This window comes from Paenibacillus sp. FSL H8-0168 (assembly GCF_038592955.1).
Taxonomy (GTDB): domain Bacteria; phylum Bacillota; class Bacilli; order Paenibacillales; family Paenibacillaceae; genus Paenibacillus; species Paenibacillus polymyxa_B.
The window spans coordinates 1,640,301-1,666,504 of the sequence record NZ_CP151948.1 but is presented as its reverse complement, the minus strand read 5'-3'; the positions used below and the strand labels follow the sequence as shown (position 1 = coordinate 1,666,504).

Here is a 26,204-nt window from a genome sequence, read left to right as displayed (position 1 = left end):
TCGTTAAAGCAACTATACCTGTTTTAGCTATACTCGTCAAGGCTTAATTATCCCGAATTATTCAATATTCTAACTTAGCGAAGCTAACCGGAAAATATCTACAAATTAAAACAATTTAAAAAGCCGCTATCCGGATGGTTGTATCCGAATAACGGCTGTAATCAATCATATACTATTTCGTTGTTTTTGACTTCTCTCGTACAGGAGGCAGTAGTTTTTTCATATCTATGGTTCGCTGAATCTCCCACGTATCCGGGTTAGCCGCATCATACTGCTCCAAATACGTAATAACCTCTTTGGTAATCAGTGTCGGGGTCGAAGCCCCAGAAGTCACAGCCACTTTGGCTACACCTTCAAGCCACTCTCTCTTCAGCTCGGTTACATCAGAAATACGATAAGCTGTTGTACCAGCAATCTCCTCCGAAACCTGAGCCAATCGGTTTGAATTGTTACTGCGCGGATCACCGACAACGATCACCAGATCCGCCTGTCCAGCCTGCTCAGCTACCGCTTCCTGACGTACCTGCGTCGCCAAACAGATTTCATTGTGTATCTCAGCACCCGGGAACTTCTCCAGCAGCTTTTTCATAATGTGCTTGATGTCCCATTGGCTCATGGTCGTCTGATTCGTGATAAGTATTTTGCCAGCTGGTAACGTAAGACTGTCGATCTCTTCTTCCTTTTCAATCAGATGAACATGGTCAGGAGCAATACCAATAGCTCCCTCTGGCTCTGGATGATTCTTTTTACCAATATAAACAATCTGATAGCCTTCGGCAGACTTCTCCCGAATCAGATCATGCGTCTTTGTGACGTCAGGGCAAGTCGCGTCTACCGTAGTCAGCCCCTTGTCTCGTGCCAGCTTACGAACCTCTGGTGATACGCCATGAGCAGTGAAGATAACAGTGCCGCTCTCTACCTGGCTTAAAATCTCCATACGGTTCGGGCCGTCCAGTGTAATAATCCCTTCGTCTTCAAAGGAATTGGTGACATGACTGTTATGCACAATCATGCCCAATATATAAATAGGCCGGGGTAAGTCCAGATTTCTGGCTGCCTGACGAGCCAATACCATGGCATCGACTACGCCGTAGCAGTAACCCCGGGGCGAAATTCTGAGTACTTCCAAAATGAGCCCCCGCTTTCTTCGACACAGTATACAGCTCCGATAACTCGGTAGCTGTGGGCATCCTAGCCTTTACCGGCCAATTCTATGATGTAGTTGCCTTCCTATTATAGCCTATTCCAAAGGCGCGGAAAAGCTGACCGGGAGCCAGATGACAAATGTCGTTCCTTCTCCTTGGCGCGTAACCACTTCCACAGACCCGTGATGTTCATCAATAATCCACTTGGCAATAGATAGCCCCAACCCAATTCCCTCTGTCACCCCGCGTGACTCATCTGCCCGGTAAAAGCGGTCAAAAATAAAGGGAACCTCACTCTTGTCCATTCCAATGCCCGTATCACTGATCCGTAGGCCCACCTGTCCTTGATAAACAATGGCATCAAATCGGACTGTGCCTTCAGGTGTGTATTTGAATGCATTATCAATGAAAATGAATAGCATTTGCTGCAAATAATCCTTGCTGCCATCCATATAAATACCATTCAGCAACGAAAAATCTCCCACATTCCATTCGGCCGTTCGCTCTAAAAACTGAGCACGACGGGCAACCTCACTTACAAGTGGTTCCAGCGCAACGGGAGTCTTATCGAACGTTTTCCCTGTGTCCGCTCTCGCGAGTGACAACATATCACTCACCAAACGGCTCATCCGTTTGCCTTCATCCGCCATGTCATTTAATGCCTCCATAGAAAGCTCGCGAATCATCTCTTCATCCATCTTCGGTCGCTCTCCTGGTTCGGTAGTCCACATTTTGAGCAAAAAATCAACGTTGCCACGGATCGTCGTTAGCGGCGTACGAAGCTCATGGGAAGCATCAGCCACAAAACGGCGCTGTGCACCGTACGCATCTTCCAGCTCCTTGTAAAATACCTCTGTGCGCCCCAGCATGTTGTTAACTGTCCCGATTAATTGACCAATTTCATCTGGTGGTCCGTCATATTCAATCCGAACACTCAAATCATTACTGGATTGAATCTGATTGGCCCCCTCAATGACCTTGACCAGCGGCTTCATAGACTTGCGAGCCAGAAAGAGACCTGAAGTCGCAGCAGCGAGTAATGCAAACAACGAGCCGTATACAAGCACATTTTGTAACCTGTTCATGAGTCGATCCTGAGAGCCCGTGAATTGTCCTACCTGTAGCAGCCCGACCACCAAGCCCAACTCCTCGGATTTGATCGGCTGTTGAATAATCATAAAGGAATCCCCATTTACGTTCACACGTCGAATTCCCTCATTTTGAACTGCTCCTGCCGCTGTGGAGGGGACAGGGAAGGTAATATTGAGGTCTTTCATATTTTGGGTCGTTTTCGTTACACCAGACGTATAATTGTAAATTTGTACATATAGTTGTGAGTCATCTATTCCACGTCCCTGCTCTAATCCCAAATCCAGGTTGGGGACTTCAAACAATCCCCCTTTTATAATAAGGCGTAATTGCTTGTTAATCTGTGGCGCCTGAGTCATAAGCTGACTTTTCACTTCATTATATGTGTAGTAATATACTAGTCCGTAAGTAACCAGACCAAAAATGACTAGTACTATAGCCAAGATGCTCGAATACCAGGCCGTCAGCCGCCACCGAATAGACATATTACACATCACCTCTTAAAATATAGCCAGCTCCCCGAATTGTACGAATGAGTCGTTTACCACCATCCTGCTCCGTTTTTTGTCGTAGCATGGCAATATATACTTCCAGCACATTTGATTCTCCACTATAGTCATAGCCCCAAATTTTGTCCATAATCAGATCACGCGACAGAACCCGCTTCGGGTTTTGCATGAATAAATGGAGCAATTCAAATTCTTTGGCCGTCAGTTCCAAGCGCTTGCCGCCACGAACCACTTCACGGGATTCGTTGTCCAGTTGTAAATCCTCGAAGGTAAGCCGATTTCCGTTATTGTCCTGTTGTTCGGATTTACGCCGCAAAAGCGCTCGCACTCGCGCCAGCAGCTCCTCTAGAGCGAACGGCTTAACGAGATAATCATCGGCCCCTAGATCTAAGCCCTTAACCCGATTCTCAACCTCATCCTTGGCTGTAAGCATTAGGACAGGTACCGTACTTCCACCCTCCCGCATACGACGGCATACCTCAAAACCATCGACCTGCGGCATCATTACATCCAGCACAACCACATCAGGCTCAGCTGTCAACATTTTATTTAATCCTTCTGCTCCATTGGCGGCTGTCAGCACTTCATAGCCTTCAAATGCCAGCCCTCTGCGCAGCATGGAAACAATTTTTTCATCGTCATCAATGATTAGAATAGTAGAACGCATACACGATCGAACTCCTTTATCTCTTCTTTTCCTTCTATTGTAGCAGGAGTAGACGCGTGTAGCATCTGGCTGCTCCATACAGCAAGAAACGGAAGGGATCTTCCTTCCGTTTCTTGCGTGCACATGTTCATTTTTGTAGAGTTATCAGCTTATTGCTGAAGCGTCGAGCTAAAGTCATTTTTGTTGCCTATTTTCAGCTGAACATCTTTTTTCTGCCCAGCTCGTTCGATGTTAAGTGTCAGCGCTGTACCCACTTTTTGTTTTTGAATGAACTGGATCAACTCTTGTGATGTGCTATAAGGCGTACCATTCGCTCCGATAATCACATCGTAAGGACGCAGATCGGCCTGATAAGCTGGTGATTTGTATATAATATCCCGTACAACCGAGCCTTCGGTCAGGGATGTACCCAGTTCTTTGGCTACTTCAGGACTCAAATTTAACAGACTTGCACCAATGAAAGGTACAGGTTCTTTCGGGATAGGCTGGTTATTTTTCAGCTTATCGACGACTTCCAAAATCGTATTGGACGGAATCGCAAACCCGATTCCCTGTGCGTCTGCACTAACAGCTACGTTCATACCGATAACCTGCCCTTGCAGATTTAATAGCGGTCCGCCAGAGTTACCAGGGTTAATGGACGCATCCGTCTGAATGAGATGCTTGTATTGCGTCGGTTTTCCAGTCGATTCACTATTAATGGTGATCGTACGTTCTTTCGCACTTAGCACCCCGGCTGTTACCGAATGTTCAAAGCCTTCAGGGTTGCCGATTGCGACCATCCATTCGCCGACTTTAGCGTTATCGGAGTCACCCAAAGTTACTGTCGGAAAGTTGTTTTTGCCTTCAATTTTAAGTACCGCCAAATCAAGATCAGCATTTTTGCCCAAGACTTTGGCTTCGTAAGGCTTATTAGTTCCCTCTACTGTAACTTGAACCACACTCGCGCCTTCAACAACATGGTTGTTGGTTAGGACGTAACCCGATTTATCAAAAATAAAACCGGAACCAATACCAAGCGGAGTCAGCTGCCCGCTGTTGCTACCTTCATTTTCATTACTGTTACCGCTGCTGCCACTGTCACCATACTGATTACCGAAAAAGTATTGATACAGCGGGTCATTGTAATAAGGGCTGCTTTGTCTGCCACTGCTGCCACTGGTTTGTTTGGCAAGCGTTTCGATTTTAACGACTGCCGGCCCAGCCTTGGCCACAACAGATTGAACATCAGCGGTACCTGAAGGCATCACAGCCGGAACTGCGCTTGGAGTCGAGCTGGTGGTTCCTGAATTAGTCGTTTCTCCGCTTTCAGCTGCCGCCGAAGTCAACGCCGTCTCGGGTGTGAACATATTTGTTCGGTCAGCTGTATACATCAATACCGTAATGACCAGCATCCCGGCCAAAAAAGATAAGAATATTGTTTTCACCTGCGACTTGGGCTTATTCGGTTTGAATTGCCAGTTGCCACCATTCCGACCCGAACCATCCTGTTGCTCAGGCATAGCCCGATGGTAAGAGGGAGGAAGAGGTCTCACTGCCTGCGGTGGCGTAATCTCAACATCCTTTTCCACCGGCTGCCCTTCCTTACGTTGTCCGTCCGATTGAACTGAAGAAAAAGGGCCGTAAGAATAATAATATGAGGAACCGTTCGAATCGTTTTGCCGAGTTGCGTTATCGGTATCAACCTGATCGTTGTCGTTCCGGCGTCCGGAGTTATTATTTTTAAATTCGTCCATTGTATATCTCCTCCCAAACCCTATGCTTCAAGGTGGTGTTGTTTAACTGACTTTATTTTGCACTTTAAACCTTAATTCCACCTTAAAAAAAATTAAAAAGGAGATAAAACCTTAGACCTATTGTACCTAATCACTTTCACTTAAAACGAAATGCCCCGGATATTATCCGGAGCATTATCGATTGTATATGCTTTTTTATTTCGTGTTAAAGTTTTCGTCGAACTTTTCGTTCGGTGTTTGAGCATTGTTTTGAATTTTGTTGCGGCTGGAGTTTTGAACTTTTTGCGCTACTGCACCTGTACCGCCTTGATCTGTTGCAAATTCTTCATCATACTTCTCATTTGGTGTCTGGAAGTTGTCTTGAATTTTATTTTGTTCAGACTGCTTTACCTTTTGTGAAACGACACCTACTGTATTGTCTTGTGCAAATTCCGCTTTGAACTGATTTCCTGTGCTTGCCTTGAAGCCTTTGTTCGTGAAAGAACTTCCGCCTTGATTTGGCATAATTCTCAACCTCCCAGTATGTTTTGCGGGATAAGCTTATCCCGCAACATAGTATGTGATGTTGGAAAAAACAATATTCAAGGATTATATGGAAGCATCCAGTGTCGCAGTCGGAATGGTTTTATGCGTTTCTATCGCTTTTTGTAGCGATTTTACCATCTTTTCCGTACATTTTCCGTTCCCTTTTTTTATAATTTGAACATCCACATCTTTCTTGCCCCATTCAGAATACACCTGCCGGGTTGTTTTAAAATACAAGTCAATTTTATTGCCCTTAATTGCAGAACCTGTATCTGCTACAATCCCGTATCCATAACCTGGAATGTACAATATGCTTCCCAAAGGAAACGTTTTGGGATCAGCCGCAATCGTAGACAGTGTGTTCTTGTCACGACGCACTTTTACACCGGAATACGTAATACCGTAGCCGGGATGACTTGGCCGTTTGCCAGTCGATTCATAGCCTGCTGTATATCCTGTTGCCGTGACCGTCATGGTCGTAATAACCTGCTCTTCGCGTGGAGCCAAAACAGGTGTGGACTGCCATTTTTTATGCTGGACCGGTTCTTTGTGACCGTAAACTTCATTGCCGGGCAATACCAGACAGGTTGCAATTAACACGGTTCCCAAAATCCGTTTCCATACCAACATGGATCTCATAAAAAACCTCCCCTTGAGGCAAAGGCTTTCCAGAAATCCATTGGTTTATACGAAAAGATTATTATTTTTGAACATCCTGACCTGGATAAAGTCTGCTCAGCTTCACTTTATCTTCAAAAATGTGCAGGAGTGTCCGCACTATGGGGGTGTGCTCATCGTCTGTGTGCAATATAATGGAAGCAGGAGAAATCGAAATAAGGGTGCTTACGATTCGATCTTCGACCTCCATTTCTAGTTCAATGCCTGGCATCTCGACAATGATGTCATCTGCATCAGGAGTCGGTATGGGCACCATGGCACTATCCAGAATCGTAAAATTATGTCCGCCTTGGTGAAGTACGTGTACGAGCGGAACTTTGCTTTCCTGAAAAAAAACAAAATATTTAAGGAGCCCCATAAATTCTTCGTATTGCCGATCTGCCCAGAATTCTTCCATGGCATAGTCGACGATTTCTTCAAGCTCTTTTTTATAAGCATGGAGCCTAAATTGAATCAGTCCTTCCAAATTGATCACACGAAGCTCCTTAAAATCCTTCTCCAGAAGAGTGGTCAGCTTACCATGACGCTTCAAACGGCCTCTCGGGCCATCATCGTTTAACAGTGAACGAATCATACTGCGAATTTGCTCCGTATCCTCTTTCTCCAGCAGCGAACAGGCTTTGGTGAGAATGAGATTGAGCATCCCCCACTCCTTGACTTCGATAATATAATCCGCTATTGCCGAAGACATGATGCTGTATACACAGGGGAGAAAGCTTTCAAACGCCGAATTGCTTTCTGTGCCCTTGCAGGTCCATGCCACTTTGTTGTCCAACTGTCTGAAAGTGAATCGAAATCCGCGCCGTGACATATGTAGTCCCTTTGTTCTACTTTTGACCACTTCGTAAAACCGGTCGGTTTCCTGATCTCCGTCTGTATTGGTCCACACTGTAAACAGTTCCATTGGCTCACTCCTTTCGATCACTGCTTTCAGTATATGGCGGCCTCTGAAGGGTTATACGAAGTGAACGACTGGAAACAGAAAGACATATTCAAAAGAGGATGATCTGGTTTCAAAAAGCCGGTTGGCGTGTTATAAACATTACTGTGATATAGGAAAAAAACCGAAAGACGTTTGAATATTTAGCGTGGGGTATGTTAAGGTTATAGTAATATGAATTTTTCACAAGAGGGAGGAGATAAGATGTCAACGATGCTGAACATGCTGCGTACATTCATGATCGTCATATTGAGCCTCGTTCAGATTTTGTCCCTTCCTGTGACGTTTCATGCGGAAGACACCACTCAATCCCTTCAGTTTACGGCGGGATCTTCTCTTATGCCTCATGCTGATATTTCCTCGTTAGAAACAGACTCTCACGGTCTGGAGCATCATTCCAAACCAGCTATACGCAAGTCCTCCCCTTTACTTCATCTGGTGATCGCTGCGGCCAAATCACTTCCCTTTGTCATTTTGATAGCGCTTGTGCTGCTATTGAGCATCCCTAAACTACGTCTGCCTTTTATTCCTGTCATTTGCAAACTAAAGAAGCAATTGTACTTGTTCCCCATCAAATTCACCTCTAGTTATGTGGCTTAACCTCCCTTTGCATGCACATCACCACATTCGCATGTATATTTGTTAATATTTTCCAATGACTGTAATACGTAAGTGTATGTATCAGGTTTTTTACGTTAATTCATAAAATTTAATACAAAAAGAAAGTTTCCATGTCACTCCCAAAGTATGTGATTTATTTCCCATACCATTCATTTAAATAACGTATCGTACAGGAGGCTTTACAAATGGATATTCGAGAGTCTATTTTGCCAGGAATCGGAATTAAGTATCGAATAGATGCAGAGAGTGGCGACCGAATTGTCATTATTATTCATGATGATGGCAGGCGCGAGTTGTATCACTTTGATTACGAGGATCTGGAACAAAGTATTTCTATGACAACCCTGAATGATCAGGAAGCGCGATTGGTAGCCTCCATCATCGGGGGTATGACATATAAGCCCAAACAGCTTGAAAGTGTTGAAATGACGTTTGATGATTTTATTATCGAATGGTATAGAGTGGAATCCCACTATGCAAGTGTCGGCAAATCCATCGGTGAGCTGGATGTAAGGCAAAATTCGGGAGCCACTGTTATTGCCATTGTGGAGAAAAAGGGAATGAAATATGTAAATCCTGGTCCTGAAGTGATTATTAACGATGATGCCACTGTAGTCGTTGTCGGGGAACGCGATCAGCAAAAACGCTTTAAACAAATCCTTATGAACGGAAGCGGGTGATTGGATGGATCATCTGGTATTTGAGGTTGGATTGGCAATTGCTCTCATCGCTGCAGCCGGACTTATTTCCTCCAAACTGCGCTTCTCGGTCATCCCTTTTTATATCCTGATCGGAATGGCAGTTGGCCCGCATGCGATGGAGCTATGGCATTTTGATTTTCGCTTTATCGAAAGCGCCCCATTTATTGATTTTATGGGAAGAATCGGAGTGCTGTTTCTTCTCTTCTACTTGGGTCTCGAGTTCTCAGTAGGTCGGTTAATTAAATCAGGCCGTTCCATTGCCGTGGGCGGCACCATTTATATTGGCATCAATTTTACACTGGGGCTGGCCCTTGGCTTCCTGAGCGGCTTTCCTGTAGCAGAGACACTGGTTATCGCCGGAATTACAACAATATCATCCAGTGCTATTGCTGCGAAGGTGCTGGTAGATCTCAAGCGGACGGCCAATGCAGAAACAGAAATGATTTTGGGCATTATTATGTTCGAGGATGTTTTCCTCGCCGTATACATCTCCATCCTCTCCGGATTGGTTCTTAGTGATTCATCCTCGCTCGGGGGTGTGCTGCTATCAGCGCTAATCGCGCTTGGCTTTATGCTTGCAGTCATTATTATCGGCCGTAAGGCCGTCCCTCTGTTAAATCGGATTCTCCGTATTCGCTCCAATGAGGTATTCGGACTTGTTGTTTTTGGCTCTCTGTTTCTGGTGGCTGGTTTTTCGGAAACGATTCATGTGGCGGAAGCTATCGGCGCCCTGTTGGTCGGTCTGGTACTGGCCGAAACGGAACATGCCAAACGAATCGAGCATTTAATTGTTCCTTTCCGCGATTTCTTTGGTGCCCTGTTTTTCTTCAGCTTTGGACTATCCATCGATCCACTGTCCCTGGGAGGAAACGCGATATGGCTTGCGCTGGTAGCAGTCGTCCTCACGTTGTTTGGTAACATTTGGGCAGGAATGCTGGCTGGGCGTACGGCCTCCTTATCTCCCAAAGCGTCAGCAAATATCGGTCTGACCATTGTGGCACGGGGTGAATTTTCGATCATCATGGCCAACTTGGGCAAAGAAGGCGGTTTGCTTGATATTGTTCAGCCCTTTGCAGCTATCTATGTACTCATACTGGCGATTCTTGGACCACTTCTGACAAAGCAGTCAAAACCTATCTTTAATATGTTAAACAAAATATTTAAGTTCAAGGACCCCCGCCTACGAAAGGAAGAAAGTAACTCGGCATAACTGCAAAAGCTGGATACGACAATCCATAGGAGGGAAGGCTATGCGGCACGCTGTAAAACATGCCGAAACTCTATGAGGCGGCTTGTAAAGCCCGCTTCAGGAGATGCGAGAAGGTTCCCTGTCTTTTATACGGTGATTGGTGGAATTACAGCATCCGTCGGTCTGGAATTGTTTTTACATCCGCATGATATGATCGCTGGAGGTGTCACGGGGATCTCCAGACTCATGTCGCTTTATACACAGGAGCATTTTGGGTTACTGCTATTCGTTTTGAACTTGCCACTCATGTTGCTGTATTCTCTGTCTACTCACAAACCCATGCTGCTTCGGGCACTACCTGGCTTGTTCGCCTTTTCGGGCTCAGCCATTATTCTTTCGCCTTTTCCGGCAGTGAGTGGCCATCCGGTCGTATGCGCTTTGGGCGGCGGCATCTGTATCGGTCTTGGCGCAGGGCTGGCAGCTCGTCATGGTGGTCTGCTCGATTCACTAGGACTTAACGAATCTGACGATGGCCGTCCATCCACATTGTTGCTAACACACCGCAAGATTCCATTAATACAGATTGTTATGCTGTGTAATGGTCTGCTGCTCATTACAGCCGGCTTTGTGCTAGGCTGGGAGCCAGCTCTCTATTCAGCCTTATCCTGCCTCGCCGCCTATGAAACGACCCGGCTGATGTTTACCGGTCAGACGCGTATGGTTTGTGTTGTCAGCAAGAAACAGCAAACCGTCGAGGATGCCATATATCGCAGGCTGCGTATACACAGCACACCTGTTGGAGGCTCTGCACAGATAGAGGGTAAAATTAAAAGCGAATCTGAGGATAAAAAAGAACAAATGGTCATCGTTTACAGCGTTCATCTGTTGGATTTGCTGCGTTTTAAGGCAGTCATCCAAATGGCTGACCCGCAGGCTGAGATCATGTATATGAAACGATGGAAAACATAGCAAAGTAACACATCAAAAAACGCTTATCTACACTAATCCTTATACATAGATTAGTGATGGATAAGCGTTTTGTAATTAACAATATATTAACGGATATTAATTTTGCATGATAAAATCATGTTCAATACTGCTGGCACTGTCAAAAGTACGAATAATATCATAACGGGTATTGCGCTGCGCTGGAATGTGACCCGTCTCGCGGATCAACTGTAAAATGGATTCGATGTTAACCTTATACGTTGCGCCTGCAGCGGAAACTACATTTTCTTCAATCATGGTGCTGCCGAAATCATCGCAACCGTAGTATAACGATTTTTTACCGATTTCAGGTCCCATAGTTACCCATGAGGATTGAATATGCTTGATGTTATCCAATACAAGACGACTGATCGCAACGGTCTTCAGATATTCCTCTGGCGTCTGGCGTTCCTTCTTCAGATTGGTGTTGTCTGGCTGGAAGGTCCAAGGAATAAAGGCCAAAAATCCTTCAGAATTATATTTGTTTTCAATGCATTCATCCTGAGCATCACGAACACGCAACAAATGCAGCGCACGCTCCTCCATCAACTCGCCAAAGCCGATAACCATCGTAGCAGTTGTGTTCATCCCAACCTTGTGAGCCGTTTGCATGACATCCATCCAATCACGCCAAGAACCTTTGAGACGGCTAATTTTGCGGCGTGTGCGGTCATCCAAAATTTCTCCGCCTCCGCCCGGAAGCGAATCCAATCCAGCTTCATGAATGGCTCGAATCGTGTCTTCCATGGATAGACCGGATTTTTCCTTCATTTTGTGAATTTCAGCTGGCGAGAAGGAGTGCATCGTAATATCGGGAAAACGCTCCTTAATAGCTTTCAGCAAATCCGTATAATAACTGAACGGCAGATTGGGATTTACACCGCCTTGCATTAGAATTTCGGTGCCACCTACCTCCTGCGTTTCCTTGATCTTCTGAAAGATCACCTCATCCGGCAAAACATAACCTTCATCGGAACCCGGTCTACGGTAAAAAGCGCAGAAGCGACAGTATACGTCACATACGTTCGTATAGTTAATATTTCGTCCGATGACGAAGGTTTTAATGGGATCGGGGTGCATGCGATTCATGACTTTATTCGCCGCGTGACCTATTTTTTCTACCTCGTCTGATTCGAACAAAGCAACGGTATCCTCTAAATTCAGGCGTTCGCCGCGTAGGGCTTTATCTAAAATATGGTCGATTACACTCATGGTGTATCCTCCTTCGCTGTCACAGGGCGACGAAATGAACGACAGGACTTATGAACGAGAATGCTTTCACAAACCTGCGTTCGAACCCTGCCGTAATGTATGTTCATGACTGGCCTTGTATGTTGTCTGTGCTATTTAGCATAGTAAAACCTAATGATAATACTAACATATCTTTAGGTAAGGAACCATACTTATTCCCGCTTCTTTCTGCTTTTCACCTAGGAAAACAGGCAACTGCCAAGCTTATCTCAACATTGCGTATAGCCAAGAAATAACAAAACAGGACTGAAAGTGCCTTTTTTCACACTGTCCTTCATGCCATTCTTATAGAAAACAGCAAGCCTCCTGAAATACTGGAAACTTGCTGTTTAGTGCTGTACATATTTGCTCCCGGCGTGAAAACGACAAAGATGCTGCGGATGTGCTAACGCTCTAGCGCAGCGCCTCATCCAGATCACTGATCAGGTCGTCAATATCCTCCAAACCTACGGAGAAACGAAGTAGTCCGTCCGTAATCCCGCGCTCCAATCGTACACTATAGGGCATAGCCGCATGTGACATCATCGCCGGATACGACAAGATGCTTTCCACAGCTCCCAGGCTCACCGCTACAATTGGAATACGTACGCGACTGAGGACTTCTTTTGCACGCTCACCAGAACCCACATCAAACGATATCACTGCACCATAACCGCTGGATTGACGCTCATGAACTTCACGCCCTGGATGATTTTCCAGACCCGGGTAGTATACTGCCTCAATGTCGTTGCGCTCGTTCAGCCAGTTAGCGAGCTTGGCTGCACTCTTTTCGCTGTGAGCCATACGAGCCTCCAGTGTCTTCATACCGCGCATGAGCAACCATGACTCCTGCGGAGCCAGCACGGTACCCAGTCCATTTTGGAGCTGCTTGATTTGTCTCCCGAGCGATTCGGTACGCGCTACCGCAAGTCCTGCCAGCACATCGCTGTGTCCGCCCAGAAACTTGGTCGCACTGTGCAATACAATATCGACTCCCTGCTCAATCGGACGTTGATAATAAGGTGTCATAAAAGTATTATCCAATAAAGTTAAAAGTCCGTGATCCTGTGCCCAAGAGGTTATTCCTGCTACATCGGTAATTTTGAGTGTCGGATTGGACGGGGTCTCCATATATACAGCCCTTGTATTCTCCTGCAACGCCTCTTTCACAAGGTTGAGGTCCGTCATGTCGACGAAGGTCGTTTCGATATTCATCCGTTTCAAAATGGAGGTCAACAGTCGATATGTTCCCCCGTATACGTCCTCGGAAACAATGACATGATCTCCAGCGGATAAGAGCATAAAGGTAGTGGAGATGGCCGCCATACCTGACGCAAAGGCAAAGCCGCACGCCCCGCCTTCTAATAAAGCGATATAATCCTCCAAAGCTTGTCGTGTCGGATTACCTGAACGGCTATAGTCATGCTGTGGAGGATTAAAAATATCATGATGGTGAAAGGTAGAAGCTTGATAGATCGGGACGCTCGAGGCCCCCGTAACGCTGTCAATTTCAGAACCAAAATGCAGTAGCTTGGTAGCGAACTTCCGCTCTTTGTTCAAATCCTGCCCGATCCTCCTCGCATCCTCTATCATTGCAGCTCCCCTCCTTCTACTTCTTGACGTGCCGCTTCCAACGCCGAACGCAAATCTTCAATGAGGTCGTCTGCATGCTCAATGCCTACGGAGAAACGCAACAGCCTGTCATCTACCCCGACAGCATCCCGAATTTCTGCTGGTATATCCGCATGTGTCTGCACAGCGGGATAGGTCATTAACGATTCCACACCGCCGAGACTTTCTGCAAACGCAATGAGCTTAATGTGACGAAGCAAAGGTTCCACATAACGAGCATCCTTTACTTTAAAGGAGAAGATACCTGTATTTCCGCTGGATTGTTTATTTTGAATCTCACGGCCTGGGTGGCCTTCGAGAGCTGGATAAAATACTTCCGCCACCGCCGGATGCGTCAGTAAATAGTTAGACAGCACTGTTGCATTATGCTCATGTCGGTCCATACGCAGCGCTAACGTCTTCATCCCCTTCATCAACTGGTAGCAGTCACTCGGGGAAAGCACCGCTCCTATGGAATTGTGCAGGAAGGAAATTTCAGCTGATAGCTCTTTGCCTTTGGTTACGATCAATCCTGCCAGCACATCGTTATGTCCGCCCAAATATTTGGTTGCGCTATGTACCACAATATCCGCGCCCAGTTCCAATGGCCGCTGGAAATATGGTGTTAGCAGCGTATTATCTACAATGGTAAGCAACTGATGTTGTGATGCCCATTCGGCAACCGCTCGAATATCAGTAATCATCATTAACGGATTTGTAGGCGTTTCTATGAATACGGCTTTGGTATTCGGTCGACATGACTGTTCGAGTGCTTCAAGATCGTTCGTATCCACATAACTCGCTGTTACACCAAATTTAGATAAAATACGCTCCAGCAAACGATATGTCCCGCCATACAGATCCAGCGATACAATGAGATGATCTCCCTGTCCAAACAATGCAAATACCGTTTGCAGCGCCGCCATACCTGAGCTGCAAGCAAAGCCTGCATCACCAGATTCAAGTGCAGCAGAAGCCTCTTCCAGTACCTTTCGCGTGGGATTGATCGTCCGAATGTAATCAAATCCTGTGCTTTGACCCAGACGGGGATGGCGGAACGCCGTAGATTGGTAAATCGGGTAATTAACAGCCCCGGTTACTGGCTCCTCTACTGAACCGATTTGTGCCAATCTACTTTCGATTTTCCACTGTTTCTCACTCATATGAATCCTCCTGTTAACTTCCATAGTGGGTGCTATAACCAATCCTGCAAAAATGGATGTCAAAGACTATACTGCTGCGCTACTGCAAGGTGGTACTGTACAAGGGTAAACTACAAGCCCCTTTTTTAAATCTGGGGCCCGATATCGTAAGGTGTCTCTTGGTATACATAATAGTTCAGCCAATTCGAGAATAATAAATTGGCATGCGCCCGCCAGATTGAGGGCGGTGTGCGCTCAGGATCATCATTAGGAAAATAATTTTTGGGAACTTCAATATCCATTCCTTTGGCCACATCGCGGTCGTATTCCCATTTCAATGAAAGCGGGTCATATTCAGAATGCCCAGTTACAAAAATTTGTTTACCGTCAAGCGTGGCTACGAGGTACACTCCAGCTTCCTCGGATTCGGATAAAACTTCTAATTCGGCGATATGATCAATATCTTCCCGCCGAACCTCCGTATGTCTGGAGTGAGGGGCATAAAACAGTTCATCAAAGCCGCGTAGCAATTTTACTTTAGGTTTAATCACGGTGTGTGGAAATACGCCAAAGCATTTGTAGTCGAGCCCGTATTTCGGGACATTGAAATGATGGTATAAACCTGCCTGTGAGGCCCAACAAATGTGCATGGTCGAAGTTACATTCGTTTTCGTCCACTCAAAGATTTGCCGGATCTCCTCCCAGTAGTTCACATCCTCAAACTCAAGCTGTTCAACCGGAGCTCCTGTAATGACCATGCCGTCAAAACGACTGTTCTTGATCTCGTCAAACGTTTTATAGAACATATTCAAATATTCTTGCGATGTATTTTTGGATACATGAGACTTCATGTGCACCAGCGTGACGTCCACTTGCAGCGGCGTATTGCCGACCAGGCGCAACAGTTGGGTTTCCGTTGTTTCCTTCGTAGGCATCAAATTCAAAATGGCGATGCGCAACGGACGAATATCCTGATGATAAGCCAAGCTTTCATCCATTACGAAAATATTTTCGCCCTCCAGCACTTCCTTGGCAGGTAGTGTATCTGGAATTTTAATCGGCATGTAAACTCACTCCTTGTTCGGTAAGTTTTGCGAAAATCGTCCTGCTGAGATGCCGGGCATATAATAAAAAGACCTTTCTCTGGTTAGAGAAAGGTCATATTTGTATCCATATGCGCCTCTCTCATCTGTCAGGGCAACGCTCTTTGTACAAAGCGCGCGTCCTGCAAGAATTAGCACCGTGCGATTAAAATCGCCGGTTGCCGGGTATCATCGGGCTAGTCCCTCCACCTGCTCTTGATAAGATTTCGCTATATTCATTTTGGGTTCACAAAGTTCTTGTTGTTCACTTTAATGCATCGGCTGGGCTTCGTCAAGATGGGACTTTCAAATTTGTGCCCTGCAATCACATTTTGTCTACCTTTTCCATAGGTTAAATCATATCCCTCCTATCGCTGAAGCTCTTGCCACTACTGTTGATTTAGCCCATGATTTTGCGCTTGAAAGGCCGTAGGCCGAGCGTTATACTATACAAGTGCTATTAGGCAAAAAATATGGAGCAGTAGTGCAGATTTGAGTGTTTCCTGCGATACTGTGGCAACCTAAAAAGAACATTTGAGAGGTGAATCCGGAATGGAAGGCGACCCGAGTCCGAGTAGGCGGCGATCCCTGAACAACAGCATAGGAATGACTTCAGCTTGCCGAAAGACGGGACGCCAGGCTCTGCATGCTCCAAAAGCCTCCGGCTTTTGATGGGAGTGCACGCTTACCCGCACCGGCTAACTGGCTAACTGAGTTCATTCCTTATGCTTAAGGTAAACGTATTTCCGTTACGACGGAGCATAAGGAGTGACATATATGAAAATCCGTTTGGTCAACAACGGGGTTTTTACCCCTGTCGAAGAAATTGAAATGGCGCTTACTGCACCGGCAGAAGGTTTTTATTGGATTGACGCCGATGTCGATGATTTGGCAGTGCTACAACCTTTATTTTCCATGCATGATCTTGCTGTTGAAGACTGTTTGAGTGAAGAAGAACAACGTCCGAAGATCGAAATTTATGAAAGCCATTATTTTATCGTTGTAAATAGCATTCGTTTTGATGATGAAGAAATATTTTTGCGAGCTTTGAACATTTTTCTCGGCCGCCATTTTATCATTACGGTGACCAAGCAGAAAATCAATGAGCTTCGTACCCTCAAGCCTATGCTGTGGGAGCAAGAAGTCAGCCAGCCTGACCGTTTTATGTATCTGCTGGTCGACTTGATTGTTGACAACTATTTTCTGGTTGGTGACCGGATTGAGGTCCGCATTGAAAAGCTGGAAGAAGATATTCTAATGCATACGAAAAAGTCGCATTTGAACGAAATCATCGGCTTACGCAGTGAGATTCTGTGGCTGAAAAAGGTGCTGGGTCCGCAAAAGGAAGTCATCAATACCCTAAACAAACGGGATTTGCGGCTCATCGACGATCAATTGCAAAAATATTTCAGCGACATTTATGAAAATGCTGTGAAAATTTCGGAGACTTTTGAAACTTACCGTGATTTGATGGGTAACCTTCGAGAAGCTTATCAATCCAGTATCGCCAATCGTGCCAATGAAATTATGCGTGTGTTTACGGCAATTACGACCGTATTTATGCCATTGACGGTCATTACCGGAATATATGGGATGAACTTCGATAATATGCCTGAACTTCATACACGTTATGGCTATTTTGTCGTCATTGGTATTATGGTGGCACTAGGTGTTAGTATGTTCTGTATTTTCCGCAAGAAAGACTGGGTTTAAAAAGAAAAGGGGAAAAAGTACGGAGTTGGATACCTATTTCGATTTTCAAGCTTGATCATAAAAAGCAGCAGCCGTGTCCTATGAGGAACTGGCTGCTGCTTTTTAGTCTGTTGGACCCTGAATGTACTTTAATAACTTTAGCTTTATCCAATCAGTTCTATATTATCCAACATGTCGGTCGGGTACCTGCTGATGGCGAAACCGTATACGGATCAGACGCAGACGCTCATAAATTTGATCCAGTCCTGTTTCTGTCGCCTTTTCTTCCCCATACACTTTCAGCATGACGGGCTTGAGCAGCGTATCCCCCAACTCTTCATAAGCAGACCAGATGGCTGCCTGCTCCTCCTCAGATACATTCACCAATTCCTTGCGGATCAGCTTCTCCATATTAATGCCATCCCTGTCCAAATGCTCCACAGCTTCAATCATTTCTCTACGATGCAAACCTGTCTTCATCCCGATATGCTCCAGTGAAAGACCGTCCGAAATGCCTTCGATAATCGTTCTAGTTAGGCTGAATTTGTTCAGCTCCTGCCTGTACTGGTTCTCTTTTTGCTTGTATAGCCATGACAAAAAAACTTCTTCTTCCAGCGTCTCTGTTACCCAGTTCAACGGAAATGGCGTGGTCCGGTCATTTTGAGTCGTAATAGCCAATAGCTCCGTCCCATATTGCGACACCTTACCCTGACCCATACCAGGCAGCTCCAACAATTCTTCTTCGGTATGGGGAAGATAGACGCTAATGAGCCGAAGCAGCCGATTCGTAGCGATAAAATAAGGCGCTTTTCGTTCCGTTGCTGCTTTTTGCCGTCTCCACATCGTCAACTGCTCATACACTTCATCACGTGGAAACAAATCACTGTAGCAATACAGCTTTTGCAGCGTTTGTCCTCGTCCTGATGATCCTTCTTGCTCATGAAATACGCCATGGATTAAGGGCCTGTAGCCCTCAGCCATTTTGAGCGCCAGCTCATGACGGTATACATGCAGTAATTCCTGCCACAAGCTGCCCTCATACCAAAGGTCGTCTATACTTTCATCCGGGACATGTTGTGTGCTCCAGCCTGCACTCCATCCCCCTTCATGTTGCCCAATCCATACCTGAGCAAAGTCCTCATAGCCCTGTTCATTCCGTTTGGACAAGCGATTTAAAAATACAATCTCCATGATTTCTTCCTCCCTCATATCGTTGAAAGACAGTCCCGCACAACACAAAAACGCAAAAAAAAGCACCTATCCTGCGTATTCGCAAGAAAGGTGCTTCCCTTTTTGAGCCGTACTATGCTGTTGCCTATATAATAACCGTACCTTGGAGTGCCGTCAACCATAAATTCTAATGATTCAGCTTTTCCTTTGCCAATGCCAGAGCACCGCACAATCCAGCATTGTCACCCAATCCCGGAGATACGATATATTGCTCAATATCTGTTGTCAGACTCGAATGCTGTACGTATCCGTTCAAAAGTTCTTGAAGCTTGGTACGAATGAGCGGGAACAGTTGGTCCTGCTTCATCACTCCCCCGCCCATAATAATTTTTTGCGGTGACAGGATTAATACATAGCTCATTAAAGCCTGTGCCAGATAGTACGCTTCCATTTCCCAGGCTGCGTGATCGACAGAAAGTTCATGTCCTTTAACCTTCCATCTTTTTTCGAGCGCAGGACCTGCTGCCAGTCCCTCCAAACAATCTCCGTGATAAGGACATGTCCCCTCGTAAGTATCTTCTGGGTGACGACGTACCAGAATATGCCCCATTTCCGGATGGGATAATCCATGTATCAGCTTTCCACCAACCAAAGCACCCGCCCCGATGCCTGTACCTATCGTAATATACAGACAGTTGTCCAATCCCTTGGCGGCACCCCAAATAGACTCACCAAGTGCTGCTCCATTCACATCCGTGTCAAACCCCATAGGCACGTCAAAATGCTGTTTCAGTTTGCCAATTAAATTGTAATTTCCCCAATGTGGCTTTGGCGTTGTTGTAATATAGCCATATGTATCACTGCCTTCGATTGGATCAATCGGCCCGAACGAGCCTACACCCAATGCTTCAATGCCCTTGCCTTCAAAAAATGCGATGACATTCTCCATTGTTTCTGCTGGGGTGGTCGTTGGAAAGCTTGCTCTTTCCAGTACCTCCCCATGTTCGTTGCCAATTCCACATACAAATTTGGTACCGCCTGCCTCAATTGCTCCCAATACTGTCATAGTTGCTGTTGTCCCCTTTCAATAATCCGGTTCTCTCTCCACTATATTCACCTGAAATGTGCCCGAGGTCAATCCCCTTATCGCAATTGTATATAATCCTTCACATGACTATACAACTCCCTTGACATAACGGTATAAAAATAAGGACACTAACGCACCTAGCGTCAGCATCCCTATAAACTTACTTCACTTAAATTGTCCGTATCAAGCCTAACAGCTTCATTATGATCCGGTTGCGACACCCATCAATGTACACAAGCTTTTCATTTCAAGCTGCTCAAACTTGTCTACAATTTGCACGTGATCCAGCGTCAGCAGACAGCTATCCAAAGCACATGCTACAGGTACACCGCAGTGAATTTCAGCAAGCTTGCGTGAAAGATGCAGCATATCCAAATCACTCTCAATTTTTTTACGGACCGAGGGTGTTAATTGATCCAAATTCTCCAGGATGCCTTCAATAGAGTCGTATTCCTGCACCAGCTTGAGTGCCGTTTTCTCACCAATACCTCGTACTCCTGGATAATTATCGCTTGCATCCCCCATCAGGCCTTTAAGGTCCACCACTTGGCGTGGTTTAAGCCCTTTTTCAGTCAGCAGGGTCTCCGGGGTGTATACCATATAATTGCCGTGCCCTTTTTTCATAATAATGACCCGTGTCCGATCATCCACTAATTGAAGTAAATCATGATCTCCCGAGAGAATCATTACATCCATGTCCTCATTTTGCGAATAATGGCGTGCAAGCGTACCGATACAATCATCGGCTTCAAAACCTTCCGCTCCAATGTTGGGAATGCCGAGGCTGTCCGTCACTTCCCGAATCAATGTAAATTGGGGAATCAAATCATCTGGTGCGTCGGCACGGTTTCCCTTATACGCAGCAAAATGTTCCCCACGAAATGTCGTTCCGCCCATATCCCAGCAGCAAATGACGTGTGTAGGATTAAACGTTTGGACTGCATCCCAAAAATATCGAATAAAACCATATATGGCGTTCGTTGGCACTCCAGCTTTTGTACGACGGATATAACCGTTTGCGGCGGTTGCATAATAAGCGCGAAATAGCAGGGCCATGCCGTCAACCAGCATTACGGATTGTTCATTGCGTTGTGTCACAGATTGTATTGCTCCCATTCATCATAATATTTAACCCCCACAGTATAACATATCGTGGGGGTTAATTGGGCGTTATTGAGCTCCCCATGTGCCCTCAAATGTTTCCTCTTTGAATCCTACCGTTACTTTGTTACCGTCGGTTACAATCGGGCGTTTGATTAATCTTCCATTCGAGGATAAAAGCGAAATTTGCTCTTCACGGCTCATGTCTCCAAGCTTATCTTTCAGCTTTAACTCTTTGTACACCTCACCGCTTGTATTGAAAAACTTTTTCAGCTCCAGCCCGCTTTTGCGAATCAAGTCTTCCAATTCCTCCGGGCCGGGCGGTTGTTCAAAAATAGGAATAAGTTCCGTCTCATGTCCCTTGTTTTGCAGCCATTTCACTGCATTACGACAGGTACTGCATTTAGAATACTGATATACTTTCAGTTGGCTCATCGCTAGATTAACCTCCATTTGGTTTTCATCGCTTATTTATATTTTATTCTGAAAGATATTGCGCTCTTAATAGCTCCTGCATTTCAGCCATATCGTCAGGTAGAGGAGCATAGAACGTCAGCCGCTCCCCGGTAACAGGATGCTCCAAGGATAGCTCTGAGGCATGCAGAGCCTGTCGAGGCATCCTGGCATCAAGCTGATCATATCGCTCACGTTGCGCAGCATCATCAGGTGTAATCCGATACATTTTATCTCCGATCAACGGACAACCGATATAAGTCATATGCACTCGAATTTGGTGCGTACGCCCAGATTCCAACTTTAGCCCAATGCGACTTCCCCCGTTCCACACTTCCTCCAGCTTATACAGCGTAAGGGCAGGATAACCATCCGGGGTCACCATACGTAAATGCGGATCATCCGGGTTGCGGTCAATCGGTCCGTCTACCTTTCCTATCTGCAGCTCAGGGTGCCCATGCACCAGAGCCGTATAGCGCTTATCCACCGTTCCCGCAATCATCTGCTCAGAAATATGCTGGTGTACATACGGATTTTTGGCTACTACCAGCACACCCGTCGTCTCTTGATCAAGACGATGAACAGGACGAAACCGGAACAGTTCTCCCTTGGCCTGCCAATAATGCACAACCCCATTAGCCAGCGTTCCTGTGTAATGACCGTGAGTCGGATGGACAATCATGCCCGCCGCCTTGTTCACCACTAACAGATGTTCATCCTCAAACAATATCTCAAAAGGAATGGGTTCAGGTAAAATATCATCAGAACGCTCGCGCTCCATGCGAATTTCTACTCGATCCCCGGACTTTACCTTTACGCTGATGTACACACGTGTCCCGTTCAGCATAATACCTTGCTCGGTCAGCTTGAGTTTGGATATTAACTTTCGAGAAATGTTCATACGTTTTTGTAAAATAGTCTTCAACAGCATGCCCTCCTCCTCAGGAGGGATCGTATATACGATAGGTTCATAATACAAGCTCATCACAAATTCCCGGTTGCCTCCTTATTTGCGGAACACTTTTTTGCTGCGCACATATTCGACATCGGGCACACCCTGACGGACATTCGCTGTACGAGCAACGGCAAAGAAATAATCAGAAAGGCGGTTCAAATACCGACGTACCGCCGGATTAATATCCGTATGTTTACCTAGTGTAACAGCACGGCGTTCCGCGCGTCGGCAAACTGTACGGCAAACATGAAGCGTTGAGGATAATGTGCTACCACCCGGTATAATAAAACGCTCCACCTTCGGATTTTCCTCCTGACATGCATCAATCCAGCCTTCCAGACGCTCTGCCAGCTCGTCTTTCACCTTATATTTGCTTTCACTAATTTTAACAAACGCCAAATCCGAACCACAATCAAACAGCTCCTGCTGTATTTCTTCCAATTGAGTCCGAATATCCGTAAACTCTTCCCCTTCGGCAAAGCTGATCGCTTGTCCTACAAAGCTGTTCAGCTCGTCAATTGTACCGTATGCCTCCACACGATCATCATCTTTGGACACTCGACCGCCGATCACAGAAGTTTGTCCTTCATCACCTGTTCTAGTATATATGCCCATTTCATTCCATCCCCTTTATCATTCCGTAAGTGCTTTCAGCACCTTGATGGCTTCTTCCTTATTGCTTGTACGAGGCGGCACGGTAGCAAATAATGTTTTGGAGTTATATTTTAGCTCCTTAAACATCTTCATCTGCTCCACCGGAATTCCGAACAAATGAGTTTCCTTGCTTACATCTGATCCTTCTTCCTCCTGCCCCTTCTTCTTAAATACGCCGCCCTCGAACACGCCCCGAGCGTACGTCTTCTTGTCAAAAGCATCATCTAACGGCAGATTCGAGCCATTCTGTCCATACAGCTTCATGTCCTCTTCCGGCAAAAGAAACAGATCATGCTCCCCGGCCGCATATTCTACAACCAGCTTCTGCTGGTTATACAGCGGACTGACCGAAATCTCAATGGTCGGAGCCTGTTCGCCCAGCTTATCCTTAAGCTTTTGTGCCAACTCCTCACGGATGACTGAGGCATCCCCTTTATCCATAATAAAAATGGAGAAGCTGTCCTTGTCCCGTCCCCCACATCCAGCCAATAATACAAGTGCAAGCATTCCGATGATCCATGGCGATAGCCTTTTTAGCCCTGCTCTCATATGTACGCCCCCTCTTCCATGCCATTAATATATCATAAGTTGTGAACGCAAAAAAAGAAGGCCCGACGGCCTTCTTCTTACATTTGGCTGACTTCATACGGTTAAACCTTGCATTCCGTACCATACAGCTTCATATATTCATTGATTTTCAAATCGAGCTTGCAACTGATCTGGATAACAAGATCAGAGGTGAAGGACTGCTCTTCCTGAAACGTCCGCATCATCTCATTGCGCAGGAACAAAATTTCATCTTCCAGGGAAATGTCGTATCCTATTGAACTAGATGAATTATATCCAACATATGACATGAGCATTCCTCCTACAATTGAAAAATTGAACTTCCTGCTTCCGATTTCAAATTATAGCATAGAAATTTAGAAATAAAAGACTATTTTTTATGAATTACCCATAAAAAAATAATTTTAACCTTCTTTTCTTACTTTTTCTACAAAATGACCAATCCGATCCAGTGCCTCCGTCAGCTGAGCAACAGAAGTCGCGTATGAGCAACGAAGATAGCCTTCGCCTCCCAAACCGAACACATTACCCGGTACAGCCGCAACTTTAGCCTCTGCCAAAAGACGCTGTGCAAATTCATCTGAGCTGAGTCCCGTGCTTTGAATACTAGGGAAAACGTAAAAAGCCCCTCTTGGCTCATGGCACTCCAGGCCGATTTCCCGGAACCCTTCAACCATCAGACGGCGACGCTGATTATAGGCTTCTACCATACGATCTTTCTCACCCAAACCATTCCGCAAGCCTTCCAGTGCCGCAACTTGACCCATAGAAGGCGCACACATTACGGTGTACTGATGGATTTTGAGCATAGCGGCAATCAGATCTGGATGCCCGCATGTATATCCAATACGCCAGCCTGTCATGGCGAAGGCTTTGGAAAAACCACTGACGAGAATCGTACGATCCATCATACCAGGCATAGCGGCAAAACTGACATGCTTCTCTCCATAATTCAATTCAGCATAAATTTCATCAGAAATGACGATCAAATCATGTTTTTCCACGACTTCGGCAATCGGAAGCCAATCTTCATAAGTCATCGTAGCTCCAGTTGGATTGCTCGGATAGCATAAAATCAGCACCTTGGATTTAGGTGTAATTTTTGCCTCCAACGCCTCAGCTGTCAGCTTGAATTCATCCTTAGCAAATGTTTCAATACCTACTGGAATCCCGCCTCCAATCGAAGTGATTGGAGAATATGAAATGTAGCACGGCTCGGGCACAAGAATTTCGTCGCCAGGTACAATTAACGCACGCAAAGCAAGATCAATCGCCTCGCTTCCCCCAACGGTTACGATAATCTCATTTTTGGGATCATAACGGACTTCAAATTGCTCATTCAGATAATCACTAATCGCTTCACGCAGTTCTGGCGTTCCCGCATTAGACGTGTAGCTGGTAAAACCTCGCTCCAATGAATAGACACAGGCTTCCCGCATATGCCAAGGGGTTGTAAAATCCGGTTCGCCTACACCAAGGGTAATAATATCCTTGTTGCCACCCACCAAGTCAAAAAACTTACGAATACCCGAAGATGGGATCTCGCGCACCAACGGGGACAAATAGGAACTCATGGCTTTGTTGCTGTCGGTAAATGCTTCTGTTTTGAGATTCATCATGATCTTCCTTTACGGCGAAATCATCAGACGATTATCTTCCTGATGGTCCTCAAAGATAATTCCGTCCTGCTTGTATTTTTTAAGCGTAAAATTAGTCTTGGTAGATAAGACCGAATCAATAGGCGACAGTTTTTCCGACACAAAGTTAGCGACCTCACGGAGATTGCGGCCTTCAACCTCTACCAGCAAATCGTATGCTCCGGACATAAGATAGACCGATTTAACTTGCGGATACAAATAAATCCGTTCTGCAATCCCTTCAAAGCCTCTTCCACGCTCGGGTGTAATCTGTACTTCGATCAAAGCGGTAACCTTTTCGTCGTCGACTTTGTCCCAATTGACTACAGCGGCGTATTTGACGATCACATGTTGGTCTTCGAGCTCTTTAATTGAGGTGCGAACATCCTGCTCGTCAACCCCCAGCATAGTAGCCATTAGAGTCGGTGTTCTTCTTGCATCTTCTTTTAACAATTCCAGCACTTTTAATTTCAATTCATTCAGCTCTGTCATTCTACATAAGGCCTCCATCGAAAGAGATTACTATACATCATACAATACGCACTTTAAACCTGCAAAGAAAAACCGTCCACTCCGGTAAACCCGGCAGATGGACGGCTGTTATGGGAATCTGCTTCAAAAACGGAAAATCCCGTTTACATATAATAAGGGTTGTTTTGATGAGTAGACTGGCCTTGCTGATGCATAGATTGGCCATATACTCCCGCGGATGCCGACTTTTGCTGAATGAACTGTTGGCATTCTTGTTGGGTCTTGCGAGCTTCTTGAATCTGTTTGTCCAAATCGATGCGCAGTGCTTTAGTCGGAGTCGCATACATATTGTTTTGGCTCATCAGATGATACAAATCACCTTGCAGACGCAATGTATCATTCGTAAGGTCGGTGAACATCTGACGCACAGACGGACAGTTGGATTCTGTCGTCGCCGTTGTGTACTCGCGCACTGTACGTTTCATATCAGCAAGAATGGTATAGAGCAAATCTTCTTCGGGCATAAATGACATATTATTTTGTGAATACATTCTGTCAAACCTCC

27 protein-coding genes and 1 riboswitch are annotated in these 26,204 nt (G+C 45.7%); of the genes, 5 read left to right on the top strand and 22 right to left on the bottom strand.

From position 1 onward, the window contains the following. Positions 1-172: 172 nt before the first annotated feature. The 7 genes from MHI21_RS07725 to MHI21_RS07695 all read right to left on the bottom strand — a co-directional run bounded on the left by MHI21_RS07725 (position 173) and on the right by MHI21_RS07695 (position 7,253). Positions 173-1,129: a 4-hydroxy-3-methylbut-2-enyl diphosphate reductase gene (locus MHI21_RS07725; RefSeq protein ID WP_013309434.1), complete on the bottom strand. Its 957-nt coding sequence runs from the start codon at positions 1,127-1,129 to the stop codon at positions 173-175. 111 nt (positions 1,130-1,240) lie between these two features. Then, positions 1,241-2,719, bottom strand: coding sequence for a HAMP domain-containing sensor histidine kinase (locus tag MHI21_RS07720; protein WP_165176135.1), 1,479 nt, complete (start codon positions 2,717-2,719; stop codon positions 1,241-1,243). Position 2,720: 1 nt separating this feature from the next. Then, positions 2,721-3,410 (bottom strand): response regulator transcription factor, encoded by a 690-nt coding sequence (locus MHI21_RS07715; protein WP_341161919.1) that lies wholly within the window; start codon positions 3,408-3,410, stop codon positions 2,721-2,723. 149 nt (positions 3,411-3,559) lie between these two features. After that, complete coding sequence (locus MHI21_RS07710; protein WP_061829154.1) at positions 3,560-5,146, bottom strand: trypsin-like peptidase domain-containing protein; 1,587 nt, start codon at positions 5,144-5,146, stop codon at positions 3,560-3,562. 195 nt (positions 5,147-5,341) lie between these two features. Then, positions 5,342-5,650, bottom strand: coding sequence for a hypothetical protein (locus tag MHI21_RS07705; RefSeq protein WP_069291489.1), 309 nt, complete (start codon positions 5,648-5,650; stop codon positions 5,342-5,344). 84 nt (positions 5,651-5,734) lie between these two features. Then, positions 5,735-6,310 carry a 3D domain-containing protein gene (locus MHI21_RS07700; protein ID WP_013309429.1) on the bottom strand — a complete coding sequence of 192 codons (576 nt, stop codon included), beginning with the start codon at positions 6,308-6,310 and terminating at the stop codon, positions 5,735-5,737. A 61-nt stretch (positions 6,311-6,371) separates the two neighbouring features. Further along, the gene (locus MHI21_RS07695; protein ID WP_103048236.1) at positions 6,372-7,253 is read right to left on the bottom strand and encodes a putative sporulation protein YtxC; all 882 of its coding nucleotides are present in this window, start codon (positions 7,251-7,253) and stop codon (positions 6,372-6,374) included. 240 nt (positions 7,254-7,493) lie between these two features. Here MHI21_RS07695 and MHI21_RS07690 point away from each other — a divergent pair, with 240 nt between their 5' ends. The 4 genes from MHI21_RS07690 (at position 7,494) to MHI21_RS07675 (ending at position 10,769) form a co-directional block, all read left to right on the top strand. Beyond that, positions 7,494-7,889 (top strand): hypothetical protein, encoded by a 396-nt coding sequence (locus MHI21_RS07690; RefSeq protein WP_025723301.1) that lies wholly within the window; start codon positions 7,494-7,496, stop codon positions 7,887-7,889. 206 nt (positions 7,890-8,095) lie between these two features. After that, positions 8,096-8,590 carry a cation:proton antiporter regulatory subunit gene (locus MHI21_RS07685; protein WP_013309426.1) on the top strand — a complete coding sequence of 165 codons (495 nt, stop codon included), beginning with the start codon at positions 8,096-8,098 and terminating at the stop codon, positions 8,588-8,590. A gap of 4 nt (positions 8,591-8,594) precedes the next feature. Further along, complete coding sequence (locus MHI21_RS07680) at positions 8,595-9,821, top strand: cation:proton antiporter (RefSeq protein ID WP_342419746.1); 1,227 nt, start codon at positions 8,595-8,597, stop codon at positions 9,819-9,821. A gap of 72 nt (positions 9,822-9,893) precedes the next feature. After that, the gene (locus tag MHI21_RS07675; RefSeq protein ID WP_342419745.1) at positions 9,894-10,769 is read left to right on the top strand and encodes a YitT family protein; all 876 of its coding nucleotides are present in this window, start codon (positions 9,894-9,896) and stop codon (positions 10,767-10,769) included. Positions 10,770-10,865: 96 nt separating this feature from the next. Here the strand turns inward: MHI21_RS07675 and mqnC are convergent, their stop codons facing one another. The 4 genes from mqnC to metA form a co-directional block, all read right to left on the bottom strand. After that, the gene (gene mqnC / locus MHI21_RS07670) at positions 10,866-11,999 is read right to left on the bottom strand and encodes a cyclic dehypoxanthinyl futalosine synthase (RefSeq protein ID WP_061829148.1); all 1,134 of its coding nucleotides are present in this window, start codon (positions 11,997-11,999) and stop codon (positions 10,866-10,868) included. Between the two features lie 432 nt (positions 12,000-12,431). After that, positions 12,432-13,610, bottom strand: a complete 1,179-nt coding sequence (locus MHI21_RS07665; RefSeq protein WP_069291485.1) for an aminotransferase class I/II-fold pyridoxal phosphate-dependent enzyme — start codon at positions 13,608-13,610, stop codon at positions 12,432-12,434. Continuing rightward, entirely contained in the window at positions 13,607-14,791 is a 1,185-nt protein-coding gene (locus MHI21_RS07660) for a PLP-dependent transferase (RefSeq protein ID WP_342419744.1), read from the bottom strand. The genes MHI21_RS07665 and MHI21_RS07660 overlap by 4 nt, the downstream gene beginning before the upstream one ends. 125 nt (positions 14,792-14,916) lie before the next feature. Beyond that, positions 14,917-15,834: a homoserine O-succinyltransferase gene (gene metA, locus MHI21_RS07655; RefSeq protein ID WP_061829145.1), complete on the bottom strand. Its 918-nt coding sequence runs from the start codon at positions 15,832-15,834 to the stop codon at positions 14,917-14,919. Between the two features lie 118 nt (positions 15,835-15,952). Next, positions 15,953-16,078, bottom strand: a riboswitch (SAM riboswitch). 551 nt (positions 16,079-16,629) lie between these two features. Between metA and corA the strand changes: the two genes are divergently transcribed. Beyond that, positions 16,630-17,565 carry a magnesium/cobalt transporter CorA gene (corA, locus tag MHI21_RS07650; RefSeq protein WP_023987788.1) on the top strand — a complete coding sequence of 312 codons (936 nt, stop codon included), beginning with the start codon at positions 16,630-16,632 and terminating at the stop codon, positions 17,563-17,565. A 162-nt stretch (positions 17,566-17,727) separates the two neighbouring features. Here the strand turns inward: corA and MHI21_RS07645 are convergent, their stop codons facing one another. The 11 genes from MHI21_RS07645 to MHI21_RS07595 form a co-directional block, all read right to left on the bottom strand. After that, on the bottom strand, positions 17,728-18,735 hold the full coding sequence (locus tag MHI21_RS07645; protein ID WP_342419743.1) for an HRDC domain-containing protein: 1,008 nt from the start codon (positions 18,733-18,735) through the stop codon (positions 17,728-17,730). Between the two features lie 166 nt (positions 18,736-18,901). Beyond that, positions 18,902-19,780, bottom strand: a complete 879-nt coding sequence (locus MHI21_RS07640) for an ROK family protein (protein WP_254326428.1) — start codon at positions 19,778-19,780, stop codon at positions 18,902-18,904. Positions 19,781-20,002: 222 nt separating this feature from the next. After that, the gene (locus MHI21_RS07635) at positions 20,003-20,899 is read right to left on the bottom strand and encodes a 5'-3' exonuclease H3TH domain-containing protein (protein ID WP_080710677.1); all 897 of its coding nucleotides are present in this window, start codon (positions 20,897-20,899) and stop codon (positions 20,003-20,005) included. 72 nt (positions 20,900-20,971) lie between these two features. Then, a complete protein-coding gene (locus tag MHI21_RS07630; protein ID WP_069291482.1) occupies positions 20,972-21,337 on the bottom strand; it encodes an arsenate reductase family protein in 366 nt (121 codons plus the stop codon). Positions 21,338-21,380: 43 nt separating this feature from the next. Further along, positions 21,381-22,340, bottom strand: a complete 960-nt coding sequence (locus tag MHI21_RS07625; protein ID WP_342420191.1) for an RluA family pseudouridine synthase — start codon at positions 22,338-22,340, stop codon at positions 21,381-21,383. Positions 22,341-22,361: 21 nt separating this feature from the next. Next, a complete protein-coding gene (locus MHI21_RS07620; RefSeq protein ID WP_061829140.1) occupies positions 22,362-22,925 on the bottom strand; it encodes a cob(I)yrinic acid a,c-diamide adenosyltransferase in 564 nt (187 codons plus the stop codon). 18 nt (positions 22,926-22,943) lie between these two features. Continuing rightward, positions 22,944-23,513: a hypothetical protein gene (locus tag MHI21_RS07615; RefSeq protein WP_069291480.1), complete on the bottom strand. Its 570-nt coding sequence runs from the start codon at positions 23,511-23,513 to the stop codon at positions 22,944-22,946. Positions 23,514-23,614: 101 nt separating this feature from the next. Next, on the bottom strand, positions 23,615-23,821 hold the full coding sequence (locus tag MHI21_RS07610) for an aspartyl-phosphate phosphatase Spo0E family protein (protein ID WP_061829138.1): 207 nt from the start codon (positions 23,819-23,821) through the stop codon (positions 23,615-23,617). Positions 23,822-23,935: 114 nt separating this feature from the next. After that, positions 23,936-25,147, bottom strand: coding sequence for an aminotransferase class I/II-fold pyridoxal phosphate-dependent enzyme (locus MHI21_RS07605; protein WP_061829137.1), 1,212 nt, complete (start codon positions 25,145-25,147; stop codon positions 23,936-23,938). Between the two features lie 12 nt (positions 25,148-25,159). Continuing rightward, entirely contained in the window at positions 25,160-25,660 is a 501-nt protein-coding gene (locus tag MHI21_RS07600) for an Lrp/AsnC family transcriptional regulator (RefSeq protein WP_165176151.1), read from the bottom strand. Between the two features lie 143 nt (positions 25,661-25,803). Next, positions 25,804-26,190, bottom strand: coding sequence for a spore coat protein (locus tag MHI21_RS07595; protein ID WP_029516490.1), 387 nt, complete (start codon positions 26,188-26,190; stop codon positions 25,804-25,806). Positions 26,191-26,204: the final 14 nt, after the last annotated feature.

What these genes read in the sequence shown, in the direction of transcription:
- MHI21_RS07625 (WP_342420191.1), bottom strand. Translation starts at nt 22,340, where the DNA reads ATGAGCTTGTATTATGAACCTATCGTATATACGATCCCTCCTGAGGAG.
- MHI21_RS07610 (WP_061829138.1), bottom strand. Translation starts at nt 23,821, where the DNA reads ATGTCATATGTTGGATATAATTCATCTAGTTCAATAGGATACGACATT.
- MHI21_RS07695 (WP_103048236.1), bottom strand. Translation starts at nt 7,253, where the DNA reads ATGGAACTGTTTACAGTGTGGACCAATACAGACGGAGATCAGGAAACC.
- MHI21_RS07675 (WP_342419745.1), top strand. Translation starts at nt 9,894, where the DNA reads ATGAGGCGGCTTGTAAAGCCCGCTTCAGGAGATGCGAGAAGGTTCCCT.
- MHI21_RS07645 (WP_342419743.1), bottom strand. Translation starts at nt 18,735, where the DNA reads ATGGAGATTGTATTTTTAAATCGCTTGTCCAAACGGAATGAACAGGGC.
- MHI21_RS07690 (WP_025723301.1), top strand. Translation starts at nt 7,494, where the DNA reads ATGTCAACGATGCTGAACATGCTGCGTACATTCATGATCGTCATATTG.
- MHI21_RS07720 (WP_165176135.1), bottom strand. Translation starts at nt 2,719, where the DNA reads ATGTCTATTCGGTGGCGGCTGACGGCCTGGTATTCGAGCATCTTGGCT.
- MHI21_RS07605 (WP_061829137.1), bottom strand. Translation starts at nt 25,147, where the DNA reads ATGAATCTCAAAACAGAAGCATTTACCGACAGCAACAAAGCCATGAGT.
- MHI21_RS07705 (WP_069291489.1), bottom strand. Translation starts at nt 5,650, where the DNA reads ATGCCAAATCAAGGCGGAAGTTCTTTCACGAACAAAGGCTTCAAGGCA.
- corA (WP_023987788.1), top strand. Translation starts at nt 16,630, where the DNA reads ATGAAAATCCGTTTGGTCAACAACGGGGTTTTTACCCCTGTCGAAGAA.
- MHI21_RS07710 (WP_061829154.1), bottom strand. Translation starts at nt 5,146, where the DNA reads ATGGACGAATTTAAAAATAATAACTCCGGACGCCGGAACGACAACGAT.
- MHI21_RS07715 (WP_341161919.1), bottom strand. Translation starts at nt 3,410, where the DNA reads ATGCGTTCTACTATTCTAATCATTGATGACGATGAAAAAATTGTTTCC.
- MHI21_RS07630 (WP_069291482.1), bottom strand. Translation starts at nt 21,337, where the DNA reads ATGAGCCAACTGAAAGTATATCAGTATTCTAAATGCAGTACCTGTCGT.
- MHI21_RS07685 (WP_013309426.1), top strand. Translation starts at nt 8,096, where the DNA reads ATGGATATTCGAGAGTCTATTTTGCCAGGAATCGGAATTAAGTATCGA.
- MHI21_RS07620 (WP_061829140.1), bottom strand. Translation starts at nt 22,925, where the DNA reads ATGGGCATATATACTAGAACAGGTGATGAAGGACAAACTTCTGTGATC.
- MHI21_RS07600 (WP_165176151.1), bottom strand. Translation starts at nt 25,660, where the DNA reads ATGACAGAGCTGAATGAATTGAAATTAAAAGTGCTGGAATTGTTAAAA.
- MHI21_RS07680 (WP_342419746.1), top strand. Translation starts at nt 8,595, where the DNA reads ATGGATCATCTGGTATTTGAGGTTGGATTGGCAATTGCTCTCATCGCT.
- MHI21_RS07595 (WP_029516490.1), bottom strand. Translation starts at nt 26,190, where the DNA reads ATGTATTCACAAAATAATATGTCATTTATGCCCGAAGAAGATTTGCTC.
- MHI21_RS07700 (WP_013309429.1), bottom strand. Translation starts at nt 6,310, where the DNA reads ATGAGATCCATGTTGGTATGGAAACGGATTTTGGGAACCGTGTTAATT.
- MHI21_RS07660 (WP_342419744.1), bottom strand. Translation starts at nt 14,791, where the DNA reads ATGAGTGAGAAACAGTGGAAAATCGAAAGTAGATTGGCACAAATCGGT.
- metA (WP_061829145.1), bottom strand. Translation starts at nt 15,834, where the DNA reads ATGCCGATTAAAATTCCAGATACACTACCTGCCAAGGAAGTGCTGGAG.
- MHI21_RS07640 (WP_254326428.1), bottom strand. Translation starts at nt 19,780, where the DNA reads ATGACAGTATTGGGAGCAATTGAGGCAGGCGGTACCAAATTTGTATGT.
- MHI21_RS07615 (WP_069291480.1), bottom strand. Translation starts at nt 23,513, where the DNA reads ATGAGAGCAGGGCTAAAAAGGCTATCGCCATGGATCATCGGAATGCTT.
- MHI21_RS07665 (WP_069291485.1), bottom strand. Translation starts at nt 13,610, where the DNA reads ATGATAGAGGATGCGAGGAGGATCGGGCAGGATTTGAACAAAGAGCGG.
- mqnC (WP_061829148.1), bottom strand. Translation starts at nt 11,999, where the DNA reads ATGAGTGTAATCGACCATATTTTAGATAAAGCCCTACGCGGCGAACGC.